This is a genomic window from Arthrobacter sp. Z1-15, from assembly GCF_054792395.1.
Window position 1 is genome coordinate 973,505 of record NZ_CP096454.1, and the last position, 21,054, is coordinate 994,558.

A 21,054-nucleotide genomic window follows, 5' to 3' on the forward strand; every position below is an offset into this window, starting at 1 on the left:
GCTATCCGGCCCGGAGCCGGTTGCGGCCGGTTACCCGGTAGACGACGGCGGCCAGGACGACGACGGCGGCGGCCGCCGCGGCTGCGACCGCGGTGCCGGTGGACAGCAGTTCGCCGTTCAGGCGCGACACGGCAATCCAGGACAGGCCCCAGGCCAGGGCCGCCGCGGGGGCCAGTCGGCCGCGGCCGTAGGCAGCCAGACCCACGCCCAGTGCGGCAACCACTGCAAGGATCGCGACCGACCAGACTTCCGGGGCGAGTCCGAAGCCGTTCCACCCGGCGTCGGTCAGTGCGGCGGCCGTGTTGGCGCAGGTCGCAACGGAAACCCAGCCCAGATAAAGGCCCAGCGTGCCGTCGACGGCGACCGCCTCGATCCAGTTGGCCGCCGGGGTCCGCGAATACCGGACAAAGCATGCCGCCAGCACGGCGAGCAGCAGCACGATGACTAGAACGCTCACCCCCACCCAGCCTGCCTGGACGCTCAGGATCCAGGCGGCATTCAGGACCAGCGACGCGGCAACCAGCCAGCCCAGGGAGCGCTGGCGTTCCGACGCTCGCTGGGACGGCAGCCACTGCCAGAGGGTATACGCGCCGAGCCCGGCATAAATGACCGACCAGATGGAGAACGCGCCGCTGGCCGGTGCCAGGTAGGTGGCGTCCGCGTTCAGGGCTCCGCCCGCGGCCTGGGCTATGGGCGTGCCGCCGAAAACGCCGACGCCGATCATCGAGCCCACGATGCAGACGATGAAGCAGACGGTGACTGTCAGCTGCCGGGGCAGGTCGGACCCTCGGGAGCCGGGGACCGCGGAACGGGTACCAGAGGTTGAAGTAGTCATAGTTGAGCCTAACAAGTGGCCGGGACCACAAGGGAGCGCGCGGGCGGGCCCCGTAACCCCCGGTAGGCTGGAAAGCATGACACTGCGCGTTACACCCTGTTCCGATTCCGCCCGCTGGAACGAAGCCGTCAACGATTTCAACGGACATCCGCAGCAGTTGTGGGGCTGGGGCAAAACCAAGGCCGAGCACAACTGGACCGTTGACCGGCTGCTGGTCCAGGACGACGGCGGCAAGGTGGTGGGTGCCGCCCAGGTGCTGCTGCGGCGGCTGCCGTTCCCGTTCAAGGCGCTCGCCTACATCCCCCGCGGCCCGCAGTCCGCGCCGGGCCGGGAACTGGAAGTCCTGGGCGCCGTCAGTGACTACGTTAAGGCTGCCCACTCGCCCGTGGCCGTGAGCATTGAGCCGGACTGGGACGCCGACGGCGTCATCGCCGCCGGGCTGCCCGCGGCCGGCTTCCGGCCCTCCGCCAACACCATCCTCATTGGCCGCACGCTGATCCTGGACCTCTCGCGGACCGAAGACGAACTGCTGGCGGACATGTCCAAGAAGCACCGCCAGTACATCCGCAAATCCGGCCGCGAGGCGCTGGACTACCGCCGGGTAACCCGGGAAGAGATCCCCAAGTGCCTGGCGGTGTACAAGCAGACCGCCGAGCGTGCCGGCTTTGGCATCCATGAAGACGGCTACTACCTGGACATCTTCGACAACCTGGGCGAGGACTCGCCGGTCTACGCCGCCTTCAGCGGGGACGACGTCGTTGCCTTCCTCTGGCTCTCTGCCAGCGGCTACACGGCGTTTGAGCTGTACGGCGGCATGACCGAGGAGGGTGAGCACCTGCGCGCCAACTACGCGCTGAAGTGGCATGCGATTCAGGCCATGAAGGAACGCGGCATCATCCGCTACGACTTCAACGGCCTGCTCAATGACGGCGTGTCCAAGTTCAAGATGGGCTGGGCCAAGCACGAGGACCAGCTGGCCGGCACCTGGGACAAGCCGCTGTCCCCGCTCTACCCGGTGTTCACGACGGCGCTTCCGCTGGCCAAGAACGGGCTGCGCAAGCTGCGCGGTGCGGCGGCTGCCGCGAAGGCGAAGATCCGCCGGTAAGCAGGTCCGCCGGGTCCCGCCGGGCCGTCAGTACAGCACGCGCTGATACAGGACGTGGTCCTGCCAGGACCCGGCGATGTTGAGGTAGGCGGGAGCAAACCCGATCTCTTCGAATCCGCAGCGCCGCAGGACCTTCTGCGACGCCGCGTTGCCCGTCAGCGTGGCGGCCTGCACCCGGTGCAGGCCCAGCTCGGTCCGGGCGGTCTCAAGGGCAAAGGCTGCCGCCGCGGAAGCGATGCCCCTGCCGGTGTAGGCCCGGCCGATCCAGTAGCCGAGGTGGCAGCTGAGGAAGGGGCCGCGGACAATGCCCGTCAGCGTGACGCAGCCAATGATGTCCGCCCCCTCCAGAAGCACCCGGGGAACCTCGGAACCGGCGTCCAGCTGGGCAATTTTGGAGTCGATGACGGCTTGCTGGCCTTCAGCGGTGAAGAAGCTCTCGGGACGCTCCGGCTCCCAGGGGGCCAGATGGTCCCGGTTGAGTTTGTATGCTGCGGCAAGCAGCTCGGCGTCGGAGGGGTTCAGCAGCCGAACCCGGATGTTTCCGGTCAGGGTGGAGGTTGTCGCAGGCACGCCTAGAAGGCCGGCAGCGGCTCGGCGGAATCAGCCCGCCCAGCATCGGCAGAGCCAACCGTCACGGCGAAGGCGAGTGCGCCGTCGTCGTGCTGGGCCGAATGCGCCGAGAGCTTGGCAATCACCGGAGCTTCGGCTGACGGGATGAAGGCGCTCTGGCCCGTTTCCAGTATCAGATCGCCCTTGGGGGAGTCCAGTACCACGGTCCCGCGGACCACAATGACGAGGGTGGGTCCGTTCTGCAGCACCGAAACGTCGGAGCCGGACATGGACACGGCGGGGGAGTAGCCGTCGGCAGTGTCCTGCGCCCGCTGTTCCAGCTCGATCCGCTGCAGCTGGAACTCGCCGAACGGCGGGCGGTAGAGCTCCTGGCCCATCTGCGTGTGCTCCGGGGACAGCAGGGGCACGCTGACCGGCCGGAAATCAACGGTCTTGAGCAGCTCGGCCACATCAACGTGCTTGGGTGTCAGGCCGCCGCGCAGCACGTTGTCCGAGGACGCCATCACTTCAATGCCGAGGCCGCTGAGGTACGCATGGACGTTGCCCGCCGGCAGGTAAACGGCGTCGCCGGGCTGCAGCGAGGCACGGTTGAGCAGAAGGGACAGCAGTACGCCCGGGTCCTCCGGGTAATAGGCGTTCAGGTCTGCGGCGGTGCCCAGTTCCTTCGCGAACGGCTCCAGGTCCTCCGGGGCGGAGTCAGCCAGCGCAGCGGCGGTCAGCCGGACAGCTTCGCGGACCTCTTCGCCGTCGCTGATCAGCGTGCGGAAAACACTCTGCAGCCGGTCCGCCGGGTCGTGCCCGCTGGCGAGCTCGCTGACTGCCCAGGACAGCAGTTCCGGCACTTCGGCGCCGCTGGCCCGCACCGCCTGCACGGCCGTCCGGAAGATCTGCGCGGCCTCATCCGGTTCGCGGAAGCCGCAGAGCGCTTCAAAGGGCGTCAGGGCGAAAATCATCTCCGGTTTGTGGTTCTCGTCCCGGTAGTTGCGGTTGGAAGCGGAACGGTCCAGCCCGGCGGCCTCTTCCGCGGCGAACCCGGCCCGTGCCTGCTCCCGGGTGGGATGCACCTGCAGGGACAGCGGGGCGCCGGCGGCCAGGACCTTGGCCAGGAAGGGAAGGACATTCCCGTACGCTTCGGCGGTTTCGCGGCCCAGCATCTGGTGCGGATCGGCAGCGATCAGCTGGTCCAGTGAATCAGCGTCGGGTACGGGCGGCACCAGGCCCGACGGCGCACCCGGGTGGGCGCCGATCCACAGTTCGGCCTCCGGCTGGCCTGAGGGTTCCCTGCCGAACAGTTCGGCCATGGCGGTGAACGAACCCCAGGCATAGGGCCGAAGCGTGTTGTTCAGCAGGTACATGGTTCTCTTTTCGAAGGCGTCGGGATCGGTCCGGTGGTGCCGGCGGGCGGGGTTATCCGGGGCTGCACGCGCCGTTGTTGTTCAGCAGGGCCCCCAGGGTGGCGTCATCCTGGATTTCGGCGAGGTACTGCAGGTACTCCTCGGTGATTTCGGGCTGCTCCTCGGTTTCCGCAGCTCCCTGGTCGGCGGGGCCGGTTTCCGTTCCGATGTCTGTGCTGTTGCCGGCGTCGCCGCCGTCTGCGGGCGCGGGCTCTTCTGCTGCCGGAGCTTCGGCAGGAGCTTCAGCGGGTTCGGCGACCTGGCCCGAAATCATGTCGGCAACCCGGGACTGGATCAGCGTGAAGTCGGGGTAGGTCACAAAGTTGTCCGCCGCCGTGCCGAAGTCCGGCGGGCCAATGGTCAGGCGCTCCATCGGCTGTCCCTTGGCCTTCAGGGCGAGGTCGAGGAAACTGCCCAGCTGGTGCTGGGGAATGTCCGTCTTCACGATCTGCTCCCCGGCCGAGGCGATGGCCTGGAAGCGGGTCAGGAGAGTGGCCGGATCAAGCTGCGCCACCATGGCCTGCTGCACGCACTGCTGCCGGGCGATCCGGTGATAGTCGGTGACAAACTCGCGGGACCGGGCGTACCAGAGCGCCGTGTACCCGTCCATCTTCTGCGTGCCCGGAGCAATCCAGCCGTCCGGCGGGTAGTGCCGGTTGGTTCCGGGTATCTCGCCGGCGGTGATGGGCACCCAGCCGCCGGCATTGATGGTGATGCCGCCCATGGCATCGATCAGGGTGGAGAAACCCTCCATGTCCACGATGACGTACGCCTGGACCTCCAGGCCCAGAATCCCTGACGCCGCGTCCATCATGGCTTCGGCTCCGGGATCGGTGGACTCCGGGTACAGGTCCGGATGGTTCTCGACCACGGTCTGGTAGAGGCTGTTCAGGATGCATTCGTCGCCGCAGTTGTACCCGTCCGGATACACGGAGGCCAGCGGGGAGTCATCGGGGAAGGGGGCGTTCTGGAAGTTGCGCGGAAGGCTGAAGGTGATGGACTTGCCGGTCTTGGCGTCAACGCTGATCACGGACATGCTGTCCGGGCGCAGGCCGGTGCGGTCCTCCCCGGCGTCGCCGCCCATCAACAGGAAGTTGTACCGGCCGTCCACCGGATCAAAGGAGGGCCCGGAGGAGAAGATGCTGCCCACCGCACTGCGGCTGACGTTGAGCATGTACGCGCCGTAGGCCAGTCCGCCGCTGGTGCCGACCATCAGGACGGCCAGCAGCCCGGCAACCACCGGACGGACCCGCCGCTCCAGCAGGGGCGGGCGGATGATGCGCAGCGTGTTGAGGAACAGAAACGCCCAGCCGGCCGCCAGCAGGGCCAGGACGACCATGAGGACAAAGGATGCCCAGCCGTTGGTGAGAATGTTCACGAGCAGCGCGCGGTTGGTGAAGGCGAGGACGAGGGCAGCCAGGATGAGGGCCCAGGCCGTGAATGTCACCTGCAGGGCACGGCGGCCGAGCATGCGGTTTCCCGCCACCACCTGTGCCGAGCCGGGAAGCACCAGGGTGAGCAGCAGCAGGATGAAGGCCCGTTTGGTGCGTGCTCCGGACGGAGCCGACTGCGGGTTGCGCACCGGGTCGGTGAGCATTCCGGCGTCGTCGTTATAGCCGTTCCTCGGGTCCACGGCGCGTCCCTAGTCGCTGACGGCGACGGAGGTGCGCAGCTTTGCGCCCTTGGCCAGTGCCGTTTGGCGCAGCCCCGAGGCGAACTCGAGCAGCTGCTGTTGAAGTTTGGCGGCGAGCGGATCGGTGCCGGAAGCGAGCATCCGCACTGCCAGGAGGCCCGCGTTGCGGGCACCCCCGATGGACACGGTGGCCACGGGGACGCCGGCGGGCATCTGCACGATCGAGAGCAGGGAATCCATGCCGTCAAGGTACTTCAGCGGCACCGGGACGCCGATGACCGGAAGGGGTGTTACCGCGGCCAGCATGCCGGGCAGGTGAGCGGCACCGCCGGCTCCGGCGATGATCACGCGCAGTCCGCGCCGGTGGGCCTGCTGGCCGTACTCGATCATGTCGACAGGCATCCGGTGGGCCGAAACGACGTCGGCCTCATAAGGGATGTTGAATTCGGCCAGGGCTGCCGCGGCGGCGTCCATGACGGGCCAATCGGAGTCCGAACCCATGACGAGTCCTACCAGTGGCGTGTCGGCGCTGGTCATGATTTCTCCTTCTGGGGGTCGAGGCCGTCGCGGAGGATGGCAGCTGCGTGTTCAGCGCTCCGCCGTACCTCCGGCAGGTCCGCAGCGCTGCGTCCCACCACGTTGACATGCCCGACCTTTCGGCCCGGTCGGACCGATTTGCCGTAATTATGGATTTTGGCAGCCGGCTCGGCAGCCAGTGCATGAGCATAGCCGCTGAATAAGTCAGTGTTGGCACCGCCGAGGTAGTTCTTCATGACGACGACGCCGCCCAGGACATCCGTGGCGCCGAGCGGCAGGTCCAGGACGGCCCGCAGATGCTGTTCAAACTGGCCGGTGACCGATCCGTCCATGGTCCAGTGGCCGGAGTTGTGCGGCCGCATGGCCAGCTCATTGATGAGGAAACCGGTGCCGCGTCCGGGCGTTTCGAAGAGCTCAACGGCCATGACGCCGGTGACTCCTAGTTCTGCGGCCAGGCGCAGGGCAGCATCCTGCGCCGCGGTTGCCACCTCCGGGTCCAGGTCCTGGGCCGGGGCGATGACTTCGTCGCACACGCCGTCCACCTGAATGGAGTGGACCACGGGCCAGGGGAGTGCCCTGCCGTCCGGGGTCCGGGCAACCAGGGCGGAGAGCTCCCGGGTGAAGGGAACTTTTTCCTCGGCCAGGAGGGGTTCTCCGGTGAACCAGTCGGCGGCGCCGGCAGCCTCGGCGGCGTTGTTGATGATCCGTACGCCCTTGCCGTCATAGCCTCCGCGCGGGGTTTTGAGCACAACCGGCCAGCCCGCCGCTTTTCCGAAGTCCACCAGGTCGGCGATTCCCGCCACCGCTGCCCAGCGCGGGTTGGGCAGGCCCAGCCTTTCAACCGCGGCGCGCATGACCAGCTTGTCCTGGGCATGGATCAGCGCCTCGGGGGAGGGCTGCACGTTCACTCCGGCCTCGGCGAGGGACCGCAGATGGGCGCCCGGGACGTGTTCATGGTCAAACGTCAGCACGTCAACGCCCTCGGCGAAGGCGGCCAGGGTGTCCAGGTCCCGGTAGTCCCCGACAGTGGCGGATGCCACAGCGGGAACGGCGGATACGCCGGGGCCCTCGGCCAGGACGCGGAGTTCAAAACCAAGGGCCACTGCGGCCGGGGCCATCATCCGGGCCAGCTGGCCACCGCCGACGACGCCAATTATAGGAAAGCTCACGACATTAGGTTACCGAAAAGAGACCGAAATCCTCTTTTGTGGAGTGCGGTTCGCCCCCCACCCTCAGACAGCTCCCATCAACCGGGGGTAATATTGTGCCCTTACCGTCCGCGTTTCCTGTGCGGCGGATACTGTGTCCAGCTTCGGCAATTCCGGCCGGCGGCGCACCAACGGCCTCGGAGGATCATGTTTTCATCACTGTCTGCGCGCATTAGAGGGCTGGCTTCGCTGTTCTGGCGTGAAGTCGCCAAATTCGGCACCGTAGGGGCTGTCGCCTTCGTCGTGGACAACGGACTGTGGTGGATCCTGTACCACGGGCCCCTTGAAGGCAGCGCCACCAAGGCACGGGTCATCAGCGCCTTGGTTGCCACTCTCTTCTCCTGGGTGGCCAACCGCTTCTGGACCTTCCGCCGCCGGCGCCAGGCCAACGTGACGCGTGAAGTGGTTCTCTTCTTCATCATCAACGGCGTGGGCATTATCATTTCCAGCGGTTTCACGTGGGTTGCCCAGTATCCGCTGGGCATCACCGATGCCAAGTGGCTCGGATTCGCCGGCGTCGTCGGCATTGGCGTGGCCACCATCCTGCGGTTCTTTGCCTACCGGTTCTGGGTCTTCAACAACGAGCTGGACAACGAGCCCGGCTTCGAGGACGACTACGATCTCCTCGACGACAAGGGCGCCGGGAAGCCCGGCGCCGCTACGGCCCGGACCGTCAGGGAGGCGCCCAACGCTGCGCCGCCCGCCGCATCCTCCGGGCGTTCGAGCCTGGAAGCGGAGCCTACTCCTCCAGCCGGGCAGTAATCTTCTCGGCGGCGATCAGCCGCTCGGTGATCTCCACTTCCGGTGCCGCAAGCACCACCGTGCCGCCGGCAGCCCATGTACGGAGCGCGGCGGCCAGCACTGCGGGCAGGTCCGCCGCGGCCGGAACCAGCAGCGTCTGCAGCGGCCCGCCGCCGGCTGCTTCCGCCAGCTGGGCGTAGGTCAGGGTCAAACCCTGCCCTCCGCCGCAGTGCAGGGCGGTGTAGCTTTCCCCGGCCTCCTCCCCGGCCAGGTAGGTGTCTGCATAGCTGCGCACCTCGGCGGCGTAGTCCACGGCGGCAGCCGGGAGTCCGCCGGACCACCGAAGTTCCAGCGCTCCCGGAGCCACCGCCACAACGGTTCCCTCCGCGGCGTCGAGCACCTCCTGCGAAGAGGTCACCGTGACGTCCGCTGCCCCGGCTGCTGCGCCGTCGTCGGAGGCATCCCCCGCCAGCACCGTGCAGCCCGTCTGCCACGCGGCCAAAGCCCAGACCAGCGTTTTCCAATGCGGGGGAAGGTCCAGCCGCAGGCGGATGCCCGGCTCGGCGTCGAGCTCGTCCACCAGAAGGTTGGAGGTCTTCGCGACCCAGTTGTCCAGCACCTTGCCGGAGAGCTCAATCCGCTCGGATGCCGGACCGTACCAAATCAAAGCCGGGGAGGTTGCCTGCCGGGTGCGCAGAGTGGACAGTATGGTGGGAACGGAAATCCTTGCGGGCATTTCGGGCCTCTTTCCTGTGGATGCGGGAGCTGCGCCGGCTGCGGGAGACCTCGCAGGGATCCGCCGGCGGGAATTAAAACCCGGGACGCAACTGCGACGCGCCGGTCTCACAGGCCGAAATCCGGGCGTGGCGTGCCCGGGATCTGACGTCTCGACTCTATAGGATGCCGAAACAGCTTGACGGCATCGTATTACACGCGTGTAATTAGGTATCGGATTTGTTCCAGCAATCCACCACCAAGATGCATTCCAAGCAGGCTGATTGTGCCTGGCAGGGCTCAAAGATCCGCTGCAGGGACAAAAACACCGGGAGGTCTTCCATGGGGCAGGCAGAATACACGCACGATCAGTCCATCGCCGCGCAGGCATCCGCCAGCTACGGCTCTCGGGGCGTGCCCGTGGACTGGTACGTGGATCCGGCTGACCCCGGGGCCGCCGAGCGCTACCGCCGCGACGCCGCCGGACTGGAAGACCAGGCCACCGCGTTCCTGGCCGCCCACGAAGCACTGGCTCCGGACACGGAGGACGAGGAACTCCTCCTCGATCCGCCCGTCGCCCTGTTCCCGGCTCCCGCGGAGAAGGACACCCGGCCCGTCTGGATCGGCCTGCCCGGGCTCAGTGACGACTACGACGACGGCGAGCTCGGCTGGCAGTCGGACGCACTGTGCGCCCAGACGGACCCGGAGGCCTTCTTCCCGGAAAAGGGCGGCTCCACCCGCGACGCCAAGAAAGTCTGCGCGGCCTGCAACGTTCGCTCCCAGTGCCTGGAATACGCCCTCGCCAACGATGAGCGGTTTGGCATCTGGGGCGGACTGTCGGAGCGCGAACGCCGCCGGCTTCGGAAGCAGGCAGTCTAATTCCTTCGCACGTTCGTGTTTGTGCCGTTGTTGTTGCCCACAACGGCGCACAGTACCTTCCCCAAACTTTAACCGCGCTGGCCGGACAAACCCGGCCGGCAGACGTCTGCATCGGCGTCGACGCCGGCTCCGCAGACAGTTCCGCTGATCTTCTGCGGCAGTTCCTGCCCGCCGGCAGCCCGGTGGTGACCGCACCGGCAAAAGCAGGTTTCGGCACCGCCGTCCTAGCCGGTCTGGCCGCAATCGCTGAAGCCGCACCGGCACCCGCGGACGGAACCGTGGACTGGCTGTGGCTGCTCCACGATGACTCCGCCCCCGCGCCGCAGGCCCTGGAGGAGCTGCTGCTGGCAGTGGAGCGTGCGCCCTCGGTCACGATCGCCGGCACCAAGCAGGTTGACTGGGAGAACGGCCGGCTGCTCGTGGACGTTGGCGTCTCGATCAGCCGGTGGGCCGAACGCGTCACCCTGATTGACGCCGATGAGCTTGACCAGGGCCAGTACGACGCGCGCAGCGACATATTTGCCGTGAACTCAGCCGGCATGCTCGTGCGCCGCGATGTGTGGGAGGCACTGGGCGGTTTTGACCCGGCCCTGCCCGGCACCGGTGATGACATTGATTTGTGCTGGCGCAACCGGCTCGCCGGACACCGCGTTGTTGTTGTCCCGGCCGCGAAGGTCCGCCACGCCGGCAGCAGGCCCAACACCGCTGCCTCCGCCCGCGCCTTGCGCCGGGCCGAAATTTTCCTGCGCCTCAAACATGCTCCCCTGTGGCAGGTGCCCTTCCTGATGGTCGGCGCCGTGCTGGGCGGTTTCGGCCGGTTCTTCCTGGGCATGCTCGCCAAGGACCCCGGCTATGCGCTGGCCTCCCTTACCGCGAGCATCGGCGGCGTGCTGCGCCCGCTGGACCTGTACCGCTCCCGCCGCGCCGCTGCGGCCACCCGGACCCGCCCGCGCAGTGCGGTTCATGCCCTGCGTACGGGGCCCCGCGAAGTGCGCGAACACCGCCGCTCCCTTTTCGAATCCGAACCGGCGGACTATCCGGCGCGGGAGCGGGCGGGTTCGGACGCCTCGGAGACCGCCGGCCTGATGGGCGCGAGCAGCGACGCCGGTTCCTTCGAGCCCAGCGGTGATTCCAACGATGACTTTGCCTCCCTGGCTGCTCCTTCCCGTGCCTGGGTAGGCGTTGGCGCCGTAGCGGCAGTGCTGGCGCTCCTGGCGGCATCGCTGATCGCCCTGCACCGGTTTGTCGGCGCGCCGGCCCTTGCCGGCGGCGCGCTGCTGCCGTTGTCCGGACGGCTGGGAGAAATCTGGTCCAATGCCTCGTCCTGGTGGATCGAGCTTGGAACCGGTTACCCCGGCCACGGAGATCCGTTCGACTACGTACTGTGGCTGCTCGGGGCCGCCGGGCTGGGCAACACCAACACAGCAGTGGTGACTCTGATGGTGACGGCAATGCCGCTGGCGGGGCTCAGCGCCTGGTTCGCTTCCGGGGCACTGACCCGGCACCGGGGACTGCGTTTCTGGGCCGCCATGTTCTGGGGCGCTGCGCCGGCGCTGCAGGTGGCGCTGGGCGACGGCCGCCTCGGCGCACTGATTGCGCACATCCTGCTGCCGCTGTTCGTGCTGGCCGTGCTGCGCGCCGTAGGAGCCGGACGCCCCGGTACCGAAAGCGCGGGACGACCCGCTGAACGCCTGCCCGCTGCGCCGCGCACCCTGTCCCCGGGCACCGGCGGCGTGCCCAGCTGGGCGGCGGCCGCCGCCGCGGGACTGCTGCTGGCGGTCCTTACAGCCTGCGCACCCGTGCTCTTCATCCTGGCCGCTGCGGCCGTGCTGCTGCTGTCCGTCCGGCTGCACCGGCGTGCGCGGACGCTCTGGTGGTCGCTGCTGCCGTCCGCAGCGCTGCTGCTTCCCCTGGTGATCTCCACTCTGGGGCGCCCCCGCGCGCTGGCTGCCGATCCCGGAGTTCCCCTGGCCTTCGATCCCGCTGCGCTCTGGCAGCAGCTTCTGGGGTTCCCGGCCGCCTTTGACATCCACGGCTCCCTCCCTGCCGTGGAATTTCTGCCCGCGGGACCCTGGCCGCTGGTTCTTGCCCTGGTCATCGGAGCTCCCGTCGTGGCTCTGGCCGCCTCCGCACTTTTTGCCGGTCCCCGCGCCGCACCGGCGCGGCTGGCCTGGATCCTGAGCATTGGAGCTCTTCTCCTGAGCTGGGGATCTGCCTTTGTGGCAACGGGGGCCGCACCCGATGCACTGGTAACGCCGTTCCCCGGCCCGCTGGTTTCAGCTGCGGTGTTCCTGCAGCTGTGCGCGGCCCTGCTGGCAGGGGACACCCTGCTGGCGCGCCGGAAAACGGCGTGCCGGTCCGCCGACGGCAGCACCGGCACGTCCGGCGTCACCTCTGCCGCCCGCGATTCCCGCACACCGGGCAGCCGGACAGCGCGTCCGGTCACCGTGCTGCTGGGAATTCTCCTTGCACTTGGCCCCGCGGCGAGCCTGGCCCTGTGGACCATCCCGCTGGCAGGCTCCGGCGAAGCAGTTGCCGGGGCTAACGGCACCGGGTTCCTGGTGGGTCCGGCGGCGGAGCGTACCCTTCCCGCCACCGCCGCGGACAAGGGCGGCAGCGACGAACGCATCAGGACGCTGCTGCTGCATACCGACGCCAACGACGACGTGACGGCAGCTTTGATGCGCAACGGCGGCACCACGCTGGACAGCATGTCCGCCATCTATGCAGCCCGTGCGGTCACCGGGCCGGTTAACGGCGAGGAGCTCGCGGCCGACGACGACGCCGCCGCAGACCTGCGCCGCGCCGTCGCCGTCATCACGGCCGGAACCGGCGTGGATCCGCGCGGAGAGCTGTCCCGTCTCGGGGTTGGCTACGTTGTCCTGCAGGAGTCCGATACCTCGGCCGAGCTGCTCGCCGGGAAAATGGATTCGGTTCCCGGGCTGACCCCGGTGGGGCAGACGGAATCCGGCTGGCTCTGGCGGGTTGCCGGACAGCTTGACGAACAGGGAACCGAAAACTCTTCGGAGCTGACCGGCCGGGTCCGCATCATGGCGGCTGACGGCACCGTGGAGGCAGTGGTCCCGTCCGGGCGCACCGATGTCCGCGGGTCCATCCCGGCCGGAGATGAAGGCCGGCTGCTGGTACTCGCCGAACGCTCCGATCCCGGGTGGCGGGCAAGCCTGAACGGTTCGCCCCTGCAGGCGACGGCGGACGGCTGGGCGCAGGCCTTTGAGCTTCCGGCCGGGGGAGGAGAGCTGGAAATCGGCTACACCACCGGGTGGGAACCCTGGGTGGGCACACTGCAGGTCCTGGTGATCGCCTTGACCGTGCTGCTGGCTCTGCCGACGCGGAAGCGCACCGGACCCGTCCGGCTGCCGGGCCGGCAGGGATCGGTCCGTTCGGAGCCGGAAGGGGCAACGCCGGAGGGAGCAACGCCGGCGGACACAACGCCGGCCGGAACAACGCCGGCAGCACCGTTGGAGCAGCCCGTTCACCGAACGGTGGCCGAAGATATCCGGCCCAAGCCGGAAGACAACAGAGTGAACGCCTCCGGAGAATCCGGCGCGACGGAAGGGATGCGCTGATGAGCCGCAAGGATTCGGGCAGCAACGGAGCGAAGGCGTCCAAGGTCCAGCCGGCGCCGTCGGGCCGGGCGGAAACCCGGTCCCGGCGGCAGAAGAGGCGGCAGCGGGCCGCCACGGCCGCCGCCGGCGTTCTGGTCCTTGCCGCGGCCGCGGCAGTGGTGGCCGGGTCGCAGGTGGTGGAGGCGGGAACCGCCGGCAGGACCGTGGACGTTGCCGCGGCCGAAGTTCCCGCCGGCCCGCTGACCGCGGTCTGTCCCGAACCGCTGCGGCTGCTCTCCGGCGACGTGGCCGGAACGGATCCGCAGTTCAGCCCGGTATCCGCGTCGGCACGGACGTCGCTGAGCGCCGCGGTCCTCAGCGGGCCCGGCAACCCGGTGCCCGTGTCCTCGCTGCTCCGGGCGGACGGCGCCACTGAACTCAAAACCATTGCCGAAGATGATCCGGACGCAGCTCCGCTCGCCGGGGTGCGCAGCGCCGGCATCGTCAGCCACCTCGATGTTTCCGATGTCAGCGTGCTGAGCGCCGAGCCCGCCGGCACCCTGCAGGCCACAGCGAACGCCGTTGTCACCTTTGCCGCCGCTGACGGAGACCTTTCGGGCGTCGCTGCCGCGAACTGCCAGGCGCCGGGCAACGACATGTGGATTGCCGGGGTGCGCACCACGGTGGGTGCCACTGCCGTACTGCGGCTGACCAACCCGTCAGAGAGCGCAGCCACGGTTGACCTGGAAGTCTTCGGCTCCAAGGGAAGGGTCGAGGGCACGGGCACCCGGGGAATCCTGGTTCCTCCGGGCGAAACCAAATCGATCGTCATGGCCGGGCTGGCCGCCAACGAACCGTCGGCAGCGGTTCATGTGCGCAGCTCCGGCGGGCCGGTCACCGCCCTGGTGCAGCAGAGCATCCTGCGCGGGCTCACTCCCGGGGGCGTGGAGCTGCTTCAGCCGGCAGCTGCCGCTTCCCCCCAGCAGGTGATCAGCGGCGTGCGCATCCAGGATCCCGCCGCAACCAAGAAGGTGGCGGCGCAGCGCGGATTTGAGTTCGCGACGCCGGCCGTGCACGTGGCGGTTCCGGGCAGCACCAACGCCGTCGTTTCGGTCAAAGTCCTCGGCCCGGAGGGCGAAGCAGCGATACCGGGCGGCGGAGTCTTCACCGTCCCGGCCGGAAGCGTGGGCCAGCTGCCCCTGCCCGATCTGGCTGAAGGAACCTACACCGTGGAGGTGACCGCCGACGTCTCGGTGGTCTCCGGCGTAGTCTCCAGCCGGGGGAGCGAGGTGGACGCACCGGTTGACATCGCCGTCGCGCCCTCGGGTGAGCGGCTGGGCAGCGAACACCTGGCGGTGCTGCCGAACGCCAACTCCGTGCTCTCCTTTGCCGCTCCGTCCGGCGATGCCGAAGTTCGCCTAACCGGGATCGGCAAGGACGGCGCCCTGCAGGAAGAGCAGGTGGTGTCAGTGGCCGCCGGCACAACGGTCAACGTGCCGGCCACCGGCGTCGGGTCGGGCCTGGCTGCGGTGCTGATCAGCACCACCGGCGATGCCGTTTACGGCGCCCAGGTGGTCACTGCGGCCGCCGGACCCGGGGTGTCGGTGCTGCCGCTGCCCAAGGGGAACGTCGGAGGCCTGAGCGTTCCGGTGGCCCTGGGCTACTAGCCGCTCCGCCGCTCCGGTTCGCCGGCTCTTTACAGCGGGCGGAAACGTCCGTAGGTGGGGTCGACGGTTTCCGGATCCATGCCCATCAGGGTGGCCAGCTGTTCCACGACGACGTCGTGGATCAGTTCGCTGACCGGTACCAGGCCGCGCGCCGCAGCCTCCACCGGATGGCGGTACACGGTGATCACCGCGGGGCGGGGGCCCTCGGCCGGAGCGCCGGCACCGAAGGGCAGGTGCCCGCCCGTTGCGGCCAGTTCCTCAAGGCCCGGGGGAATGTCCTGGACGACAAACTGGTAGGTCTGGATGTCCTCGCCCCACAGCCGTTCCAGGCGCTGCGCCGACTCCAGGACCCAGGCGTCAAACCGTTCCGAACGGGACCGGAATCCGGCCAGGTGGGCGGGAATGAGTTCGCCGCGCAAGCCGCGCCCGTGCCGGTTGCGGCGCCGCCGGTGAAAGGGGCGCCGCCGGCCGGTGCCGGCCGACGCAGAGCCAAAGCCGTCGTCGGGGCCGAGATCCACCCTCAGAGTTGGTCCGCTGGACATATAAGAACTGTAACCGCTTCAGCCCCCGTGCGTGCACTGTTTTCAGGTGGCGGTCTTTCGGCGAGCCTGCCGTTCCCCGGCGGCTGTGCCGGGTAAAGTGGTCATCCGTGGATTCCTTAAGACTGTGCTCCAGATCAGCGTGCCGACAGGCGGCTGTCGCCACCCTGACATACGTCTATGCCGATTCCACCGCGGTGCTGGGACCGCTGGCAACCTACGCCGAACCCCATTGTTACGATTTGTGCAGCGCCCACGCGGCCCGCCTGACCGTGCCCCTGGGATGGGAAGTGGTCCGGCTGAACCTTTCGGGCCAGCCCCGGACCCCGAGCCGCGACGATCTGTCCGCCCTCGTGGATGCCGTGCGGGAAGCGGCCGAGGCACCTGCAGCGGAAACACCCAAACGCACCGGCAAACACGCGCTGGAAGCCCCGGCGGAGACTCCCGGGGCACGGCGCGCACACCTGCGCGTGCTCCGCGAAGAGGTCTAGGCACCGCGAAACCGGTAGGCGGAAGGGATAGTCTGGGGGCCTGCGCCGCGTATACCGAGCACGGCATCGACGTATCCAAGGAAGTGCTGCAATCCATGGCCACACTCACTGCCGACCTGATGGCGGTTCTGCGCTGCCCCGTAACGGGTTCTCCGCTGGAAGAGGTGGACGGCGAGCTGGTCTCGACCGCTCCTGACGCCGCCGGCCGCCGGGTCCGCTATGTTCTGGACGAGGGAATTCCGGTTCTGCTGGCGCCCTCGGCATCAGCTGCTTCCGACTCCGTTCCCGCCACTTCGAACTGAGGATTCCCGTGAGCTTCGATTTCAAAGTAGCCGACCTGTCCCTGGCTGAAGCCGGACGCCACCAGATCCGCCTGGCCGAGCATGAAATGCCCGGACTGATGGCACTGCGCCGCGAATACGGTCCCAGCCAGCCGCTCAAGGGCGCCCGCATCGCCGGATCGCTGCACATGACCGTGCAGACGGCCGTGCTGATTGAAACCCTCACCGCCCTGGGCGCCGAGGTCCGCTGGGCCTCCTGCAATATCTTCTCCACCCAGGACGAGGCAGCTGCCGCCGTCGTCGTCGGCGGCGGAACCCCTGAGGAACCGGCCGGCGTGCCCGTGTTCGCCTGGAAGAACGAGTCCCTGGAGGAGTACTGGTGGACCGCGCAGCAGATTCTCTCCTGGCCGGAAGGCTCCGGCGGGCCGAACATGATTCTTGACGACGGCGGCGACGCCACCATGCTGCTGCACAAGGGCGTCGAGTTTGAGGCTGCGGGTGCCGTGCCGGAGAACCCGGAGGAGGGGGACCCGGGATACTCCTACGAATACACGGTCATCCTGGACGTCCTGCGCCGGTCCCTGGCTGAAACGCCCGGCAAATGGACCGAAATCGCCAAGGGCATCCGCGGCGTCACCGAGGAAACCACCACCGGCGTGCTGCGGCTGTACCAGCTCGCAGCGGAGGGCCAGCTGCTCTTCCCGGCCATCAACGTCAATGACTCGGTGACGAAGTCAAAGTTCGACAACAGGTACGGCATCCGGCATTCCCTGCCCGACGGCCTGAACCGGGCCACGGACACGCTGATCGGCGGCAAGGTGGCCGTGGTCTGCGGCTACGGCGACGTCGGCAAGGGCGCGGCGGAAGCGCTCCGCGGACAGGGCGCCCGGGTGATCGTCACCGAAATCGACCCCATCTGCGCCCTGCAGGCCGCAATGGACGGCTACCAGGTGGCCAGGCTGGAATCGGTGCTCGGACAGGGCGACCTCTTCATCACCACCACGGGCAACAAGGACATCATCATGGCCGAGCACATGGCCCGGATGAAGCACCAGGCGATCGTGGGCAACGTGGGGCACTTCGACAACGAAATCGACATGGCCGGCCTCGCCAAGACCCCGGGCATCCGCAAGGTGGAGATCAAGCCCCAGGTGCACGAGTGGATCTTCGACGAGGGCACCGCGGAACAGCGCAGCATCATTGTGCTCTCCGAGGGGCGGCTGCTGAACCTGGGCAACGCCACGGGCCACCCCTCGTTTGTCATGTCCAACTCCTTCGCGAACCAGACCATCGCGCAGATCGAGCTGTTCACCAAGCACGGCAAATCGGTGGAGGAAGGCGGCTACGCCAACCAGGTCTACGTGCTGCCCAAGGTCCTGGATGAGAAAGTGGCCCGGCTGCACCTGGATGCCCTCGGCGTCGAGCTGACTGAACTGACCAAGAACCAGGCCGAATACCTCGGCGTTGACGTTGCCGGACCGTACAAGCCGGAGCACTACCGCTACTAAATCCGCAAGCCAGCCCCCTTCCGCGGCGGCTCCGGGGCAGCGGCCCGGAGCCGCCGCTCGTACCTGGGTGCCGTACAATGTCGCGGGGGGCATGGTAGCTCCGCATTTGGTCGCGAGTACCGGGAAGCATTGGTTAGCAGTTATGGCACAGGGTAAAAAAAGCCGCAGGGGCTGGATCATCGGTTCCGCCGTGGCCGGAGTCGTTCTGATCGGTGGCGGCGCCGCTGCAGTGACGTCGTCGTCCTGGCTCGACGGCGAAAGCCAGGCCGGCCAGTCCGGAAGCGGGTCTTCGGCCTCTTCTTCGAAGTCGGCCGCCGCCGATAAGCCCTCCGTTCCCAAGCCTGTTGCCGTTGTCACCCCCGACGCGGACGCCGTTGAGGTGAACCCTGCGTCGCTTCCCGTGATCACCGTGCAGGAGGGGACGGTGAAATCGGCGGAGCTGATGCCCGATGCGGGAGGCGAGCCGGTTCCCGGGGAAATCAGCGCCGATAAAACCGTGTGGACGGCGGCAGCACCGCTGGCCTTTAACACGCCGTACAAGCTGACCTACACGCTGGCCGACGCCAACGGAGAAACCAGCACCGAAACCCGCAGGTTCACCACTGTTACGCCGGCCAACGAAGCCAACGCCGTCATGTATCCGGCGTCCGCAACCACTGTGGGCATCGGGCAGCCGATCGAACTGCGGTTCAGCGAACCGGTGCTGAACAAGGCGGAAGTCGAAGCATCCATCAAGATCACGTCCAGCTCCGGACAGGTGGGTGCCTTCTACTGGATCAGCGACACCCAGGTCCGCTACCGCGCCGAGGAATTCTGGGCGCCGCAGAGCACCATCACCGTTGACATGCAGCTCTTCGGGGTGGATTTCGGCAACGGGATGATCGGCAACTTCAACGAAACCGCAACCTTTACCACGCACAACACACGGCTGGCCGTTGTCGACAACGCGGACAAGATGATGCGCGTCTACATCGACGGCGTGCTGACCCGCACTTTCCCCGTCACGCTGGGCACCGAGGACTGGCCGTCCACCATCGGCTACCACGTGATCATGGACCAGCATCAGACCATTCCGTTCAAGGCGGAGTCGCTGGGACTGAAACCCGGGGACGAGCACTATTACGAACCCGTCACCGCCAAGAATGCTTCCCGGATTTCCAACGGAGGAGCCTTCATCCACGAGGCCCTGCCGTCCGCCCAGCCGGTGCTGGGCGTGGCGAACGTGTCCCACGGCTGCATCGGCATGAGCCCCGAAGGCGCCAAGTACATTTACGACAACTTCGACGCCGGCGACGTAGTCCAGGTCCTGAACACCGGCTACGGGCCGATGTACGTCTGGGACGGTTTCGGTGATTGGAACGTGCCGTGGGCGGAGTGGGTTAGCCAGCCCAAGCAGTAGGGCACTGTTCGGCTGGCAGGTTGTTCGGCTTACCGGCTGAACGGAAGGCGGTGCAGCCGCCGGCCCAGCTGTTCGGTGCGTTCGCGCTGCCGGGAGAGCGACACATAGTCGCGGTCCCGGCGTTCGGCGGTGACGGCGCAGAGGAAATCTTCGGGAAAGGTGCCGGCCGGCGGCTGCGGGGAGACATAGGCCGACACTTCAGTTGCCAGTTCGGCGGCCAGCGTACTGCGTGACTGCGGCGAGAGCCGGGCGCTCTGGGTCAGGAAGCGCGAGACCCGGCGGGACAGCGCATCCGGCAGCCGGCCCAGGTCTGCCAGTCCCGCCCACGTGCGCAGCGACGGCGGCACGACGACCTGCGGGAGGGGCGCCGCGGAAATGCGTTCCCGCAGTGCATAGGTCCCGGCCATCAGGTCGCCGATGCGCTTGGACTTCTCATTGAACATCGCCACCACAAAAGCCAGCGATCCGAAGGTCAGGTAGATCTCGAGGACGGCTGTCATGCCGCGGATCAAACAGTGGCGGAAGCGCACCGCACCGCCGTCGTCGCGCACAATCCGCAGGCCCATGGCCAGGCGCCCCAGGGACTTGCCGCGGGTCAGGGTTTCCACCGCCACCGGCGCGGCGATCATGACCAGGACAACGATCGCCAGGATGAGGGCGGTGCCGAGCGCAGGATCCACGGATTGCCCGAGGGTCCTCCCGAAAAGCACCAGCAGCCCGAAAAGCACCACGAGCTGGGCGGCGACGTCGATGATGGAACTCAGGGCGCGTGCCGCGAACGAGGCCGGGCGCAGCTCAAGGACAACGGCTTCTCCGGTGACGATCGAACTCACACGTACTCCTCGCAGCGGCAATTCGTGGTGGGAACTCCACTGTACCCAGCGTTAGGGTGTAGTCGTGGATATGGATGCCTTCAGCGCAGTGCACGCTCCGGACTGGCAGCGCCTGGACGAACTTTCAGCGCGCCGCCGGCTCAGCGGCGAGGAGGCTGACGAGCTGCTGCGGTTGTACCGGCGCACCTCCGCCCATCTGTCCACCATCCGGTCGGTGGCCCCCGAAGGTGCCCTGTCCGCGGCTCTGTCCATGCGGCTCTCCCGTGCCAGGACGCGCTTCACCGGTGCCCGCTCGAACTTCCTCGAGGACCTGGTGTCCTTCTTCGTAATTGCCCTTCCGGCGGGCTTTTACCGGCTCCGCTGGTTGACCCTTGCCGTGGGAGCAGCCTTTATTCTCACGGCCTGGCTCGCCGGCATGTGGGCGGCGTCCACGCCCGGAGTCATCTCCGCGGCGCTTGGATCGGATGCGCAGGTCCGGGAATACGTGGAGCGGGACTTCGCTGCCTACTACTCCGAGAACCCCGCCGCCTCTTTTGCGGGCCAGGTGTGGACCAACAATGCCTGGATCGCCCTTCAGTCCGTTGCCTTCGGGATCACCGGGATCTGGGGGCCGTATGTCCTTTACCAGAATGCCCTGAACGTGGGGATAGCAGGCGGAACGATGGCCGCCTACGGTGAGTTGGACGTCTTCTTCAGCTACATCCTGCCGCACGGCCTCATGGAGCTGACGGCCGTGTTCATAGCCGTGGCTGCCGGACTGCGGATCTTCTGGGCGTGGGTGGCGCCCGGCCGGCAAACCCGGTCAACCGCCGTCGCCGCCGAGGGCCGGTCGCTGTTCACCGTGGCGCTGGGCCTGGTGATCGTGCTGTTCCTGTCCGGTCTCGTGGAGGGTTTTGTCACCCCCTCGCCGCTGCCCACCTGGCTGCGGATGACGATCGGTGCGGCGCTCTTCGGCGCCTACTGGGCCTACACGCTGGTCCTGGGCGGGCGGGCCTACCGGGAGGGGCACCGCGGCGACCTGTCCCGGCGCGACAGCGGGGATGCGCTGCGGACTGCGTGAATCGAACCGACTGCGGAAGCCCTCCGGCGGCAGCCGCAGGAGGCGACAAAAGCATAACGGTCGGGTGGACACTGCAGCCGGTTCGGGGTGGCTG

General features: G+C 67.8%; 19 protein-coding genes. 10 read left to right on the top strand and 9 right to left on the bottom strand.

From position 1 onward, the window contains the following. Window position 1: 1 nt before the first annotated feature. Entirely contained in the window at window positions 2–835 is an 834-nt protein-coding gene (locus M1D40_RS04575) for a tryptophan-rich sensory protein (protein ID WP_341393986.1), read from the bottom strand. Window positions 836–911: 76 nt separating this feature from the next. Between M1D40_RS04575 and M1D40_RS04580 the strand changes: the two genes are divergently transcribed. After that, complete coding sequence (locus M1D40_RS04580; protein ID WP_461170356.1) at window positions 912–1,940, top strand: lipid II:glycine glycyltransferase FemX; 1,029 nt, start codon at window positions 912–914, stop codon at window positions 1,938–1,940. 27 nt (window positions 1,941–1,967) lie between these two features. On the opposite strand, the gene M1D40_RS04585 is transcribed toward M1D40_RS04580, so the two are convergent. From M1D40_RS04585 to M1D40_RS04605, 5 genes are read right to left on the bottom strand one after another with little or no spacing between them, the layout of a single operon-like run. After that, window positions 1,968–2,510 carry a GNAT family N-acetyltransferase gene (locus M1D40_RS04585; protein ID WP_461170357.1) on the bottom strand — a complete coding sequence of 181 codons (543 nt, stop codon included), beginning with the start codon at window positions 2,508–2,510 and terminating at the stop codon, window positions 1,968–1,970. 2 nt (window positions 2,511–2,512) lie between these two features. Beyond that, a complete protein-coding gene (gene manA / locus M1D40_RS04590; protein WP_461170358.1) occupies window positions 2,513–3,865 on the bottom strand; it encodes a mannose-6-phosphate isomerase, class I in 1,353 nt (450 codons plus the stop codon). A gap of 52 nt (window positions 3,866–3,917) precedes the next feature. Continuing rightward, window positions 3,918–5,501 carry an LCP family protein gene (locus tag M1D40_RS04595; RefSeq protein ID WP_341394247.1) on the bottom strand — a complete coding sequence of 528 codons (1,584 nt, stop codon included), beginning with the start codon at window positions 5,499–5,501 and terminating at the stop codon, window positions 3,918–3,920. Between the two features lie 45 nt (window positions 5,502–5,546). Continuing rightward, window positions 5,547–6,074 carry a 5-(carboxyamino)imidazole ribonucleotide mutase gene (gene purE / locus M1D40_RS04600; protein WP_341393982.1) on the bottom strand — a complete coding sequence of 176 codons (528 nt, stop codon included), beginning with the start codon at window positions 6,072–6,074 and terminating at the stop codon, window positions 5,547–5,549. Further along, complete coding sequence (locus tag M1D40_RS04605) at window positions 6,071–7,195, bottom strand: 5-(carboxyamino)imidazole ribonucleotide synthase (protein WP_461171001.1); 1,125 nt, start codon at window positions 7,193–7,195, stop codon at window positions 6,071–6,073. Before M1D40_RS04605 ends, purE begins: the two co-directional genes overlap by 4 nt. Window positions 7,196–7,429: 234 nt before the next feature. Here M1D40_RS04605 and M1D40_RS04610 point away from each other — a divergent pair, with 234 nt between their 5' ends. After that, complete coding sequence (locus M1D40_RS04610) at window positions 7,430–8,044, top strand: GtrA family protein (protein WP_461170359.1); 615 nt, start codon at window positions 7,430–7,432, stop codon at window positions 8,042–8,044. Here M1D40_RS04610 and M1D40_RS04615 read toward each other — a convergent pair. Continuing rightward, the gene (locus tag M1D40_RS04615) at window positions 8,022–8,759 is read right to left on the bottom strand and encodes a TIGR03089 family protein (protein WP_461170360.1); all 738 of its coding nucleotides are present in this window, start codon (window positions 8,757–8,759) and stop codon (window positions 8,022–8,024) included. The two genes, M1D40_RS04610 and M1D40_RS04615, sit on opposite strands and share 23 nt — an antisense overlap. Window positions 8,760–9,079: 320 nt before the next feature. Between M1D40_RS04615 and M1D40_RS04620 the strand changes: the two genes are divergently transcribed. From M1D40_RS04620 to M1D40_RS04630, 3 genes are all read left to right on the top strand, one after another. Continuing rightward, window positions 9,080–9,616, top strand: a complete 537-nt coding sequence (locus tag M1D40_RS04620; RefSeq protein WP_341393979.1) for a WhiB family transcriptional regulator — start codon at window positions 9,080–9,082, stop codon at window positions 9,614–9,616. Window positions 9,617–9,693: 77 nt separating this feature from the next. After that, on the top strand, window positions 9,694–13,203 hold the full coding sequence (locus M1D40_RS04625; protein ID WP_461171002.1) for a glycosyltransferase family 2 protein: 3,510 nt from the start codon (window positions 9,694–9,696) through the stop codon (window positions 13,201–13,203). After that, on the top strand, window positions 13,203–14,849 hold the full coding sequence (locus M1D40_RS04630; RefSeq protein ID WP_461170361.1) for a DUF5719 family protein: 1,647 nt from the start codon (window positions 13,203–13,205) through the stop codon (window positions 14,847–14,849). The genes M1D40_RS04625 and M1D40_RS04630 overlap by 1 nt, the downstream gene beginning before the upstream one ends. 29 nt (window positions 14,850–14,878) lie before the next feature. On the opposite strand, the gene M1D40_RS04635 is transcribed toward M1D40_RS04630, so the two are convergent. After that, window positions 14,879–15,391 (bottom strand): metallopeptidase family protein, encoded by a 513-nt coding sequence (locus M1D40_RS04635; RefSeq protein WP_341393977.1) that lies wholly within the window; start codon window positions 15,389–15,391, stop codon window positions 14,879–14,881. Window positions 15,392–15,498: 107 nt separating this feature from the next. Here M1D40_RS04635 and M1D40_RS04640 point away from each other — a divergent pair, with 107 nt between their 5' ends. The 4 genes from M1D40_RS04640 to M1D40_RS04655 all read left to right on the top strand — a co-directional run bounded on the left by M1D40_RS04640 (window position 15,499) and on the right by M1D40_RS04655 (window position 19,067). Next, window positions 15,499–15,879: a DUF3499 domain-containing protein gene (locus M1D40_RS04640; RefSeq protein ID WP_461170362.1), complete on the top strand. Its 381-nt coding sequence runs from the start codon at window positions 15,499–15,501 to the stop codon at window positions 15,877–15,879. Window positions 15,880–15,974: 95 nt separating this feature from the next. After that, the gene (locus M1D40_RS04645) at window positions 15,975–16,181 is read left to right on the top strand and encodes a hypothetical protein (RefSeq protein ID WP_341393975.1); all 207 of its coding nucleotides are present in this window, start codon (window positions 15,975–15,977) and stop codon (window positions 16,179–16,181) included. An 8-nt stretch (window positions 16,182–16,189) separates the two neighbouring features. Then, window positions 16,190–17,668, top strand: coding sequence for an adenosylhomocysteinase (ahcY, locus tag M1D40_RS04650; protein WP_461170363.1), 1,479 nt, complete (start codon window positions 16,190–16,192; stop codon window positions 17,666–17,668). Between the two features lie 142 nt (window positions 17,669–17,810). After that, window positions 17,811–19,067, top strand: a complete 1,257-nt coding sequence (locus M1D40_RS04655; protein WP_461170364.1) for a L,D-transpeptidase — start codon at window positions 17,811–17,813, stop codon at window positions 19,065–19,067. A gap of 29 nt (window positions 19,068–19,096) precedes the next feature. On the opposite strand, the gene M1D40_RS04660 is transcribed toward M1D40_RS04655, so the two are convergent. Beyond that, window positions 19,097–19,900, bottom strand: a complete 804-nt coding sequence (locus tag M1D40_RS04660) for an RDD family protein (protein WP_461170365.1) — start codon at window positions 19,898–19,900, stop codon at window positions 19,097–19,099. Window positions 19,901–19,964: 64 nt separating this feature from the next. On the opposite strand from M1D40_RS04660, the gene M1D40_RS04665 reads away from it, so the two are divergent. Further along, window positions 19,965–20,960 carry a stage II sporulation protein M gene (locus M1D40_RS04665; protein WP_461170366.1) on the top strand — a complete coding sequence of 332 codons (996 nt, stop codon included), beginning with the start codon at window positions 19,965–19,967 and terminating at the stop codon, window positions 20,958–20,960. Window positions 20,961–21,054: the final 94 nt, after the last annotated feature.

What these genes read in the sequence shown, in the direction of transcription:
- M1D40_RS04575 (WP_341393986.1), bottom strand. Translation starts at nt 835, where the DNA reads ATGACTACTTCAACCTCTGGTACCCGTTCCGCGGTCCCCGGCTCCCGA.
- M1D40_RS04580 (WP_461170356.1), top strand. Translation starts at nt 912, where the DNA reads ATGACACTGCGCGTTACACCCTGTTCCGATTCCGCCCGCTGGAACGAA.
- manA (WP_461170358.1), bottom strand. Translation starts at nt 3,865, where the DNA reads ATGTACCTGCTGAACAACACGCTTCGGCCCTATGCCTGGGGTTCGTTC.
- M1D40_RS04595 (WP_341394247.1), bottom strand. Translation starts at nt 5,501, where the DNA reads ATGCTCACCGACCCGGTGCGCAACCCGCAGTCGGCTCCGTCCGGAGCA.
- purE (WP_341393982.1), bottom strand. Translation starts at nt 6,074, where the DNA reads ATGACCAGCGCCGACACGCCACTGGTAGGACTCGTCATGGGTTCGGAC.
- M1D40_RS04605 (WP_461171001.1), bottom strand. Translation starts at nt 7,195, where the DNA reads ATGATGGCCCCGGCCGCAGTGGCCCTTGGTTTTGAACTCCGCGTCCTG.
- M1D40_RS04610 (WP_461170359.1), top strand. Translation starts at nt 7,430, where the DNA reads ATGTTTTCATCACTGTCTGCGCGCATTAGAGGGCTGGCTTCGCTGTTC.
- M1D40_RS04615 (WP_461170360.1), bottom strand. Translation starts at nt 8,759, where the DNA reads ATGCCCGCAAGGATTTCCGTTCCCACCATACTGTCCACTCTGCGCACC.
- M1D40_RS04620 (WP_341393979.1), top strand. Translation starts at nt 9,080, where the DNA reads ATGGGGCAGGCAGAATACACGCACGATCAGTCCATCGCCGCGCAGGCA.
- M1D40_RS04630 (WP_461170361.1), top strand. Translation starts at nt 13,203, where the DNA reads ATGAGCCGCAAGGATTCGGGCAGCAACGGAGCGAAGGCGTCCAAGGTC.
- M1D40_RS04635 (WP_341393977.1), bottom strand. Translation starts at nt 15,391, where the DNA reads ATGTCCAGCGGACCAACTCTGAGGGTGGATCTCGGCCCCGACGACGGC.
- M1D40_RS04645 (WP_341393975.1), top strand. Translation starts at nt 15,975, where the DNA reads ATGGCCACACTCACTGCCGACCTGATGGCGGTTCTGCGCTGCCCCGTA.
- M1D40_RS04655 (WP_461170364.1), top strand. Translation starts at nt 17,811, where the DNA reads ATGGCACAGGGTAAAAAAAGCCGCAGGGGCTGGATCATCGGTTCCGCC.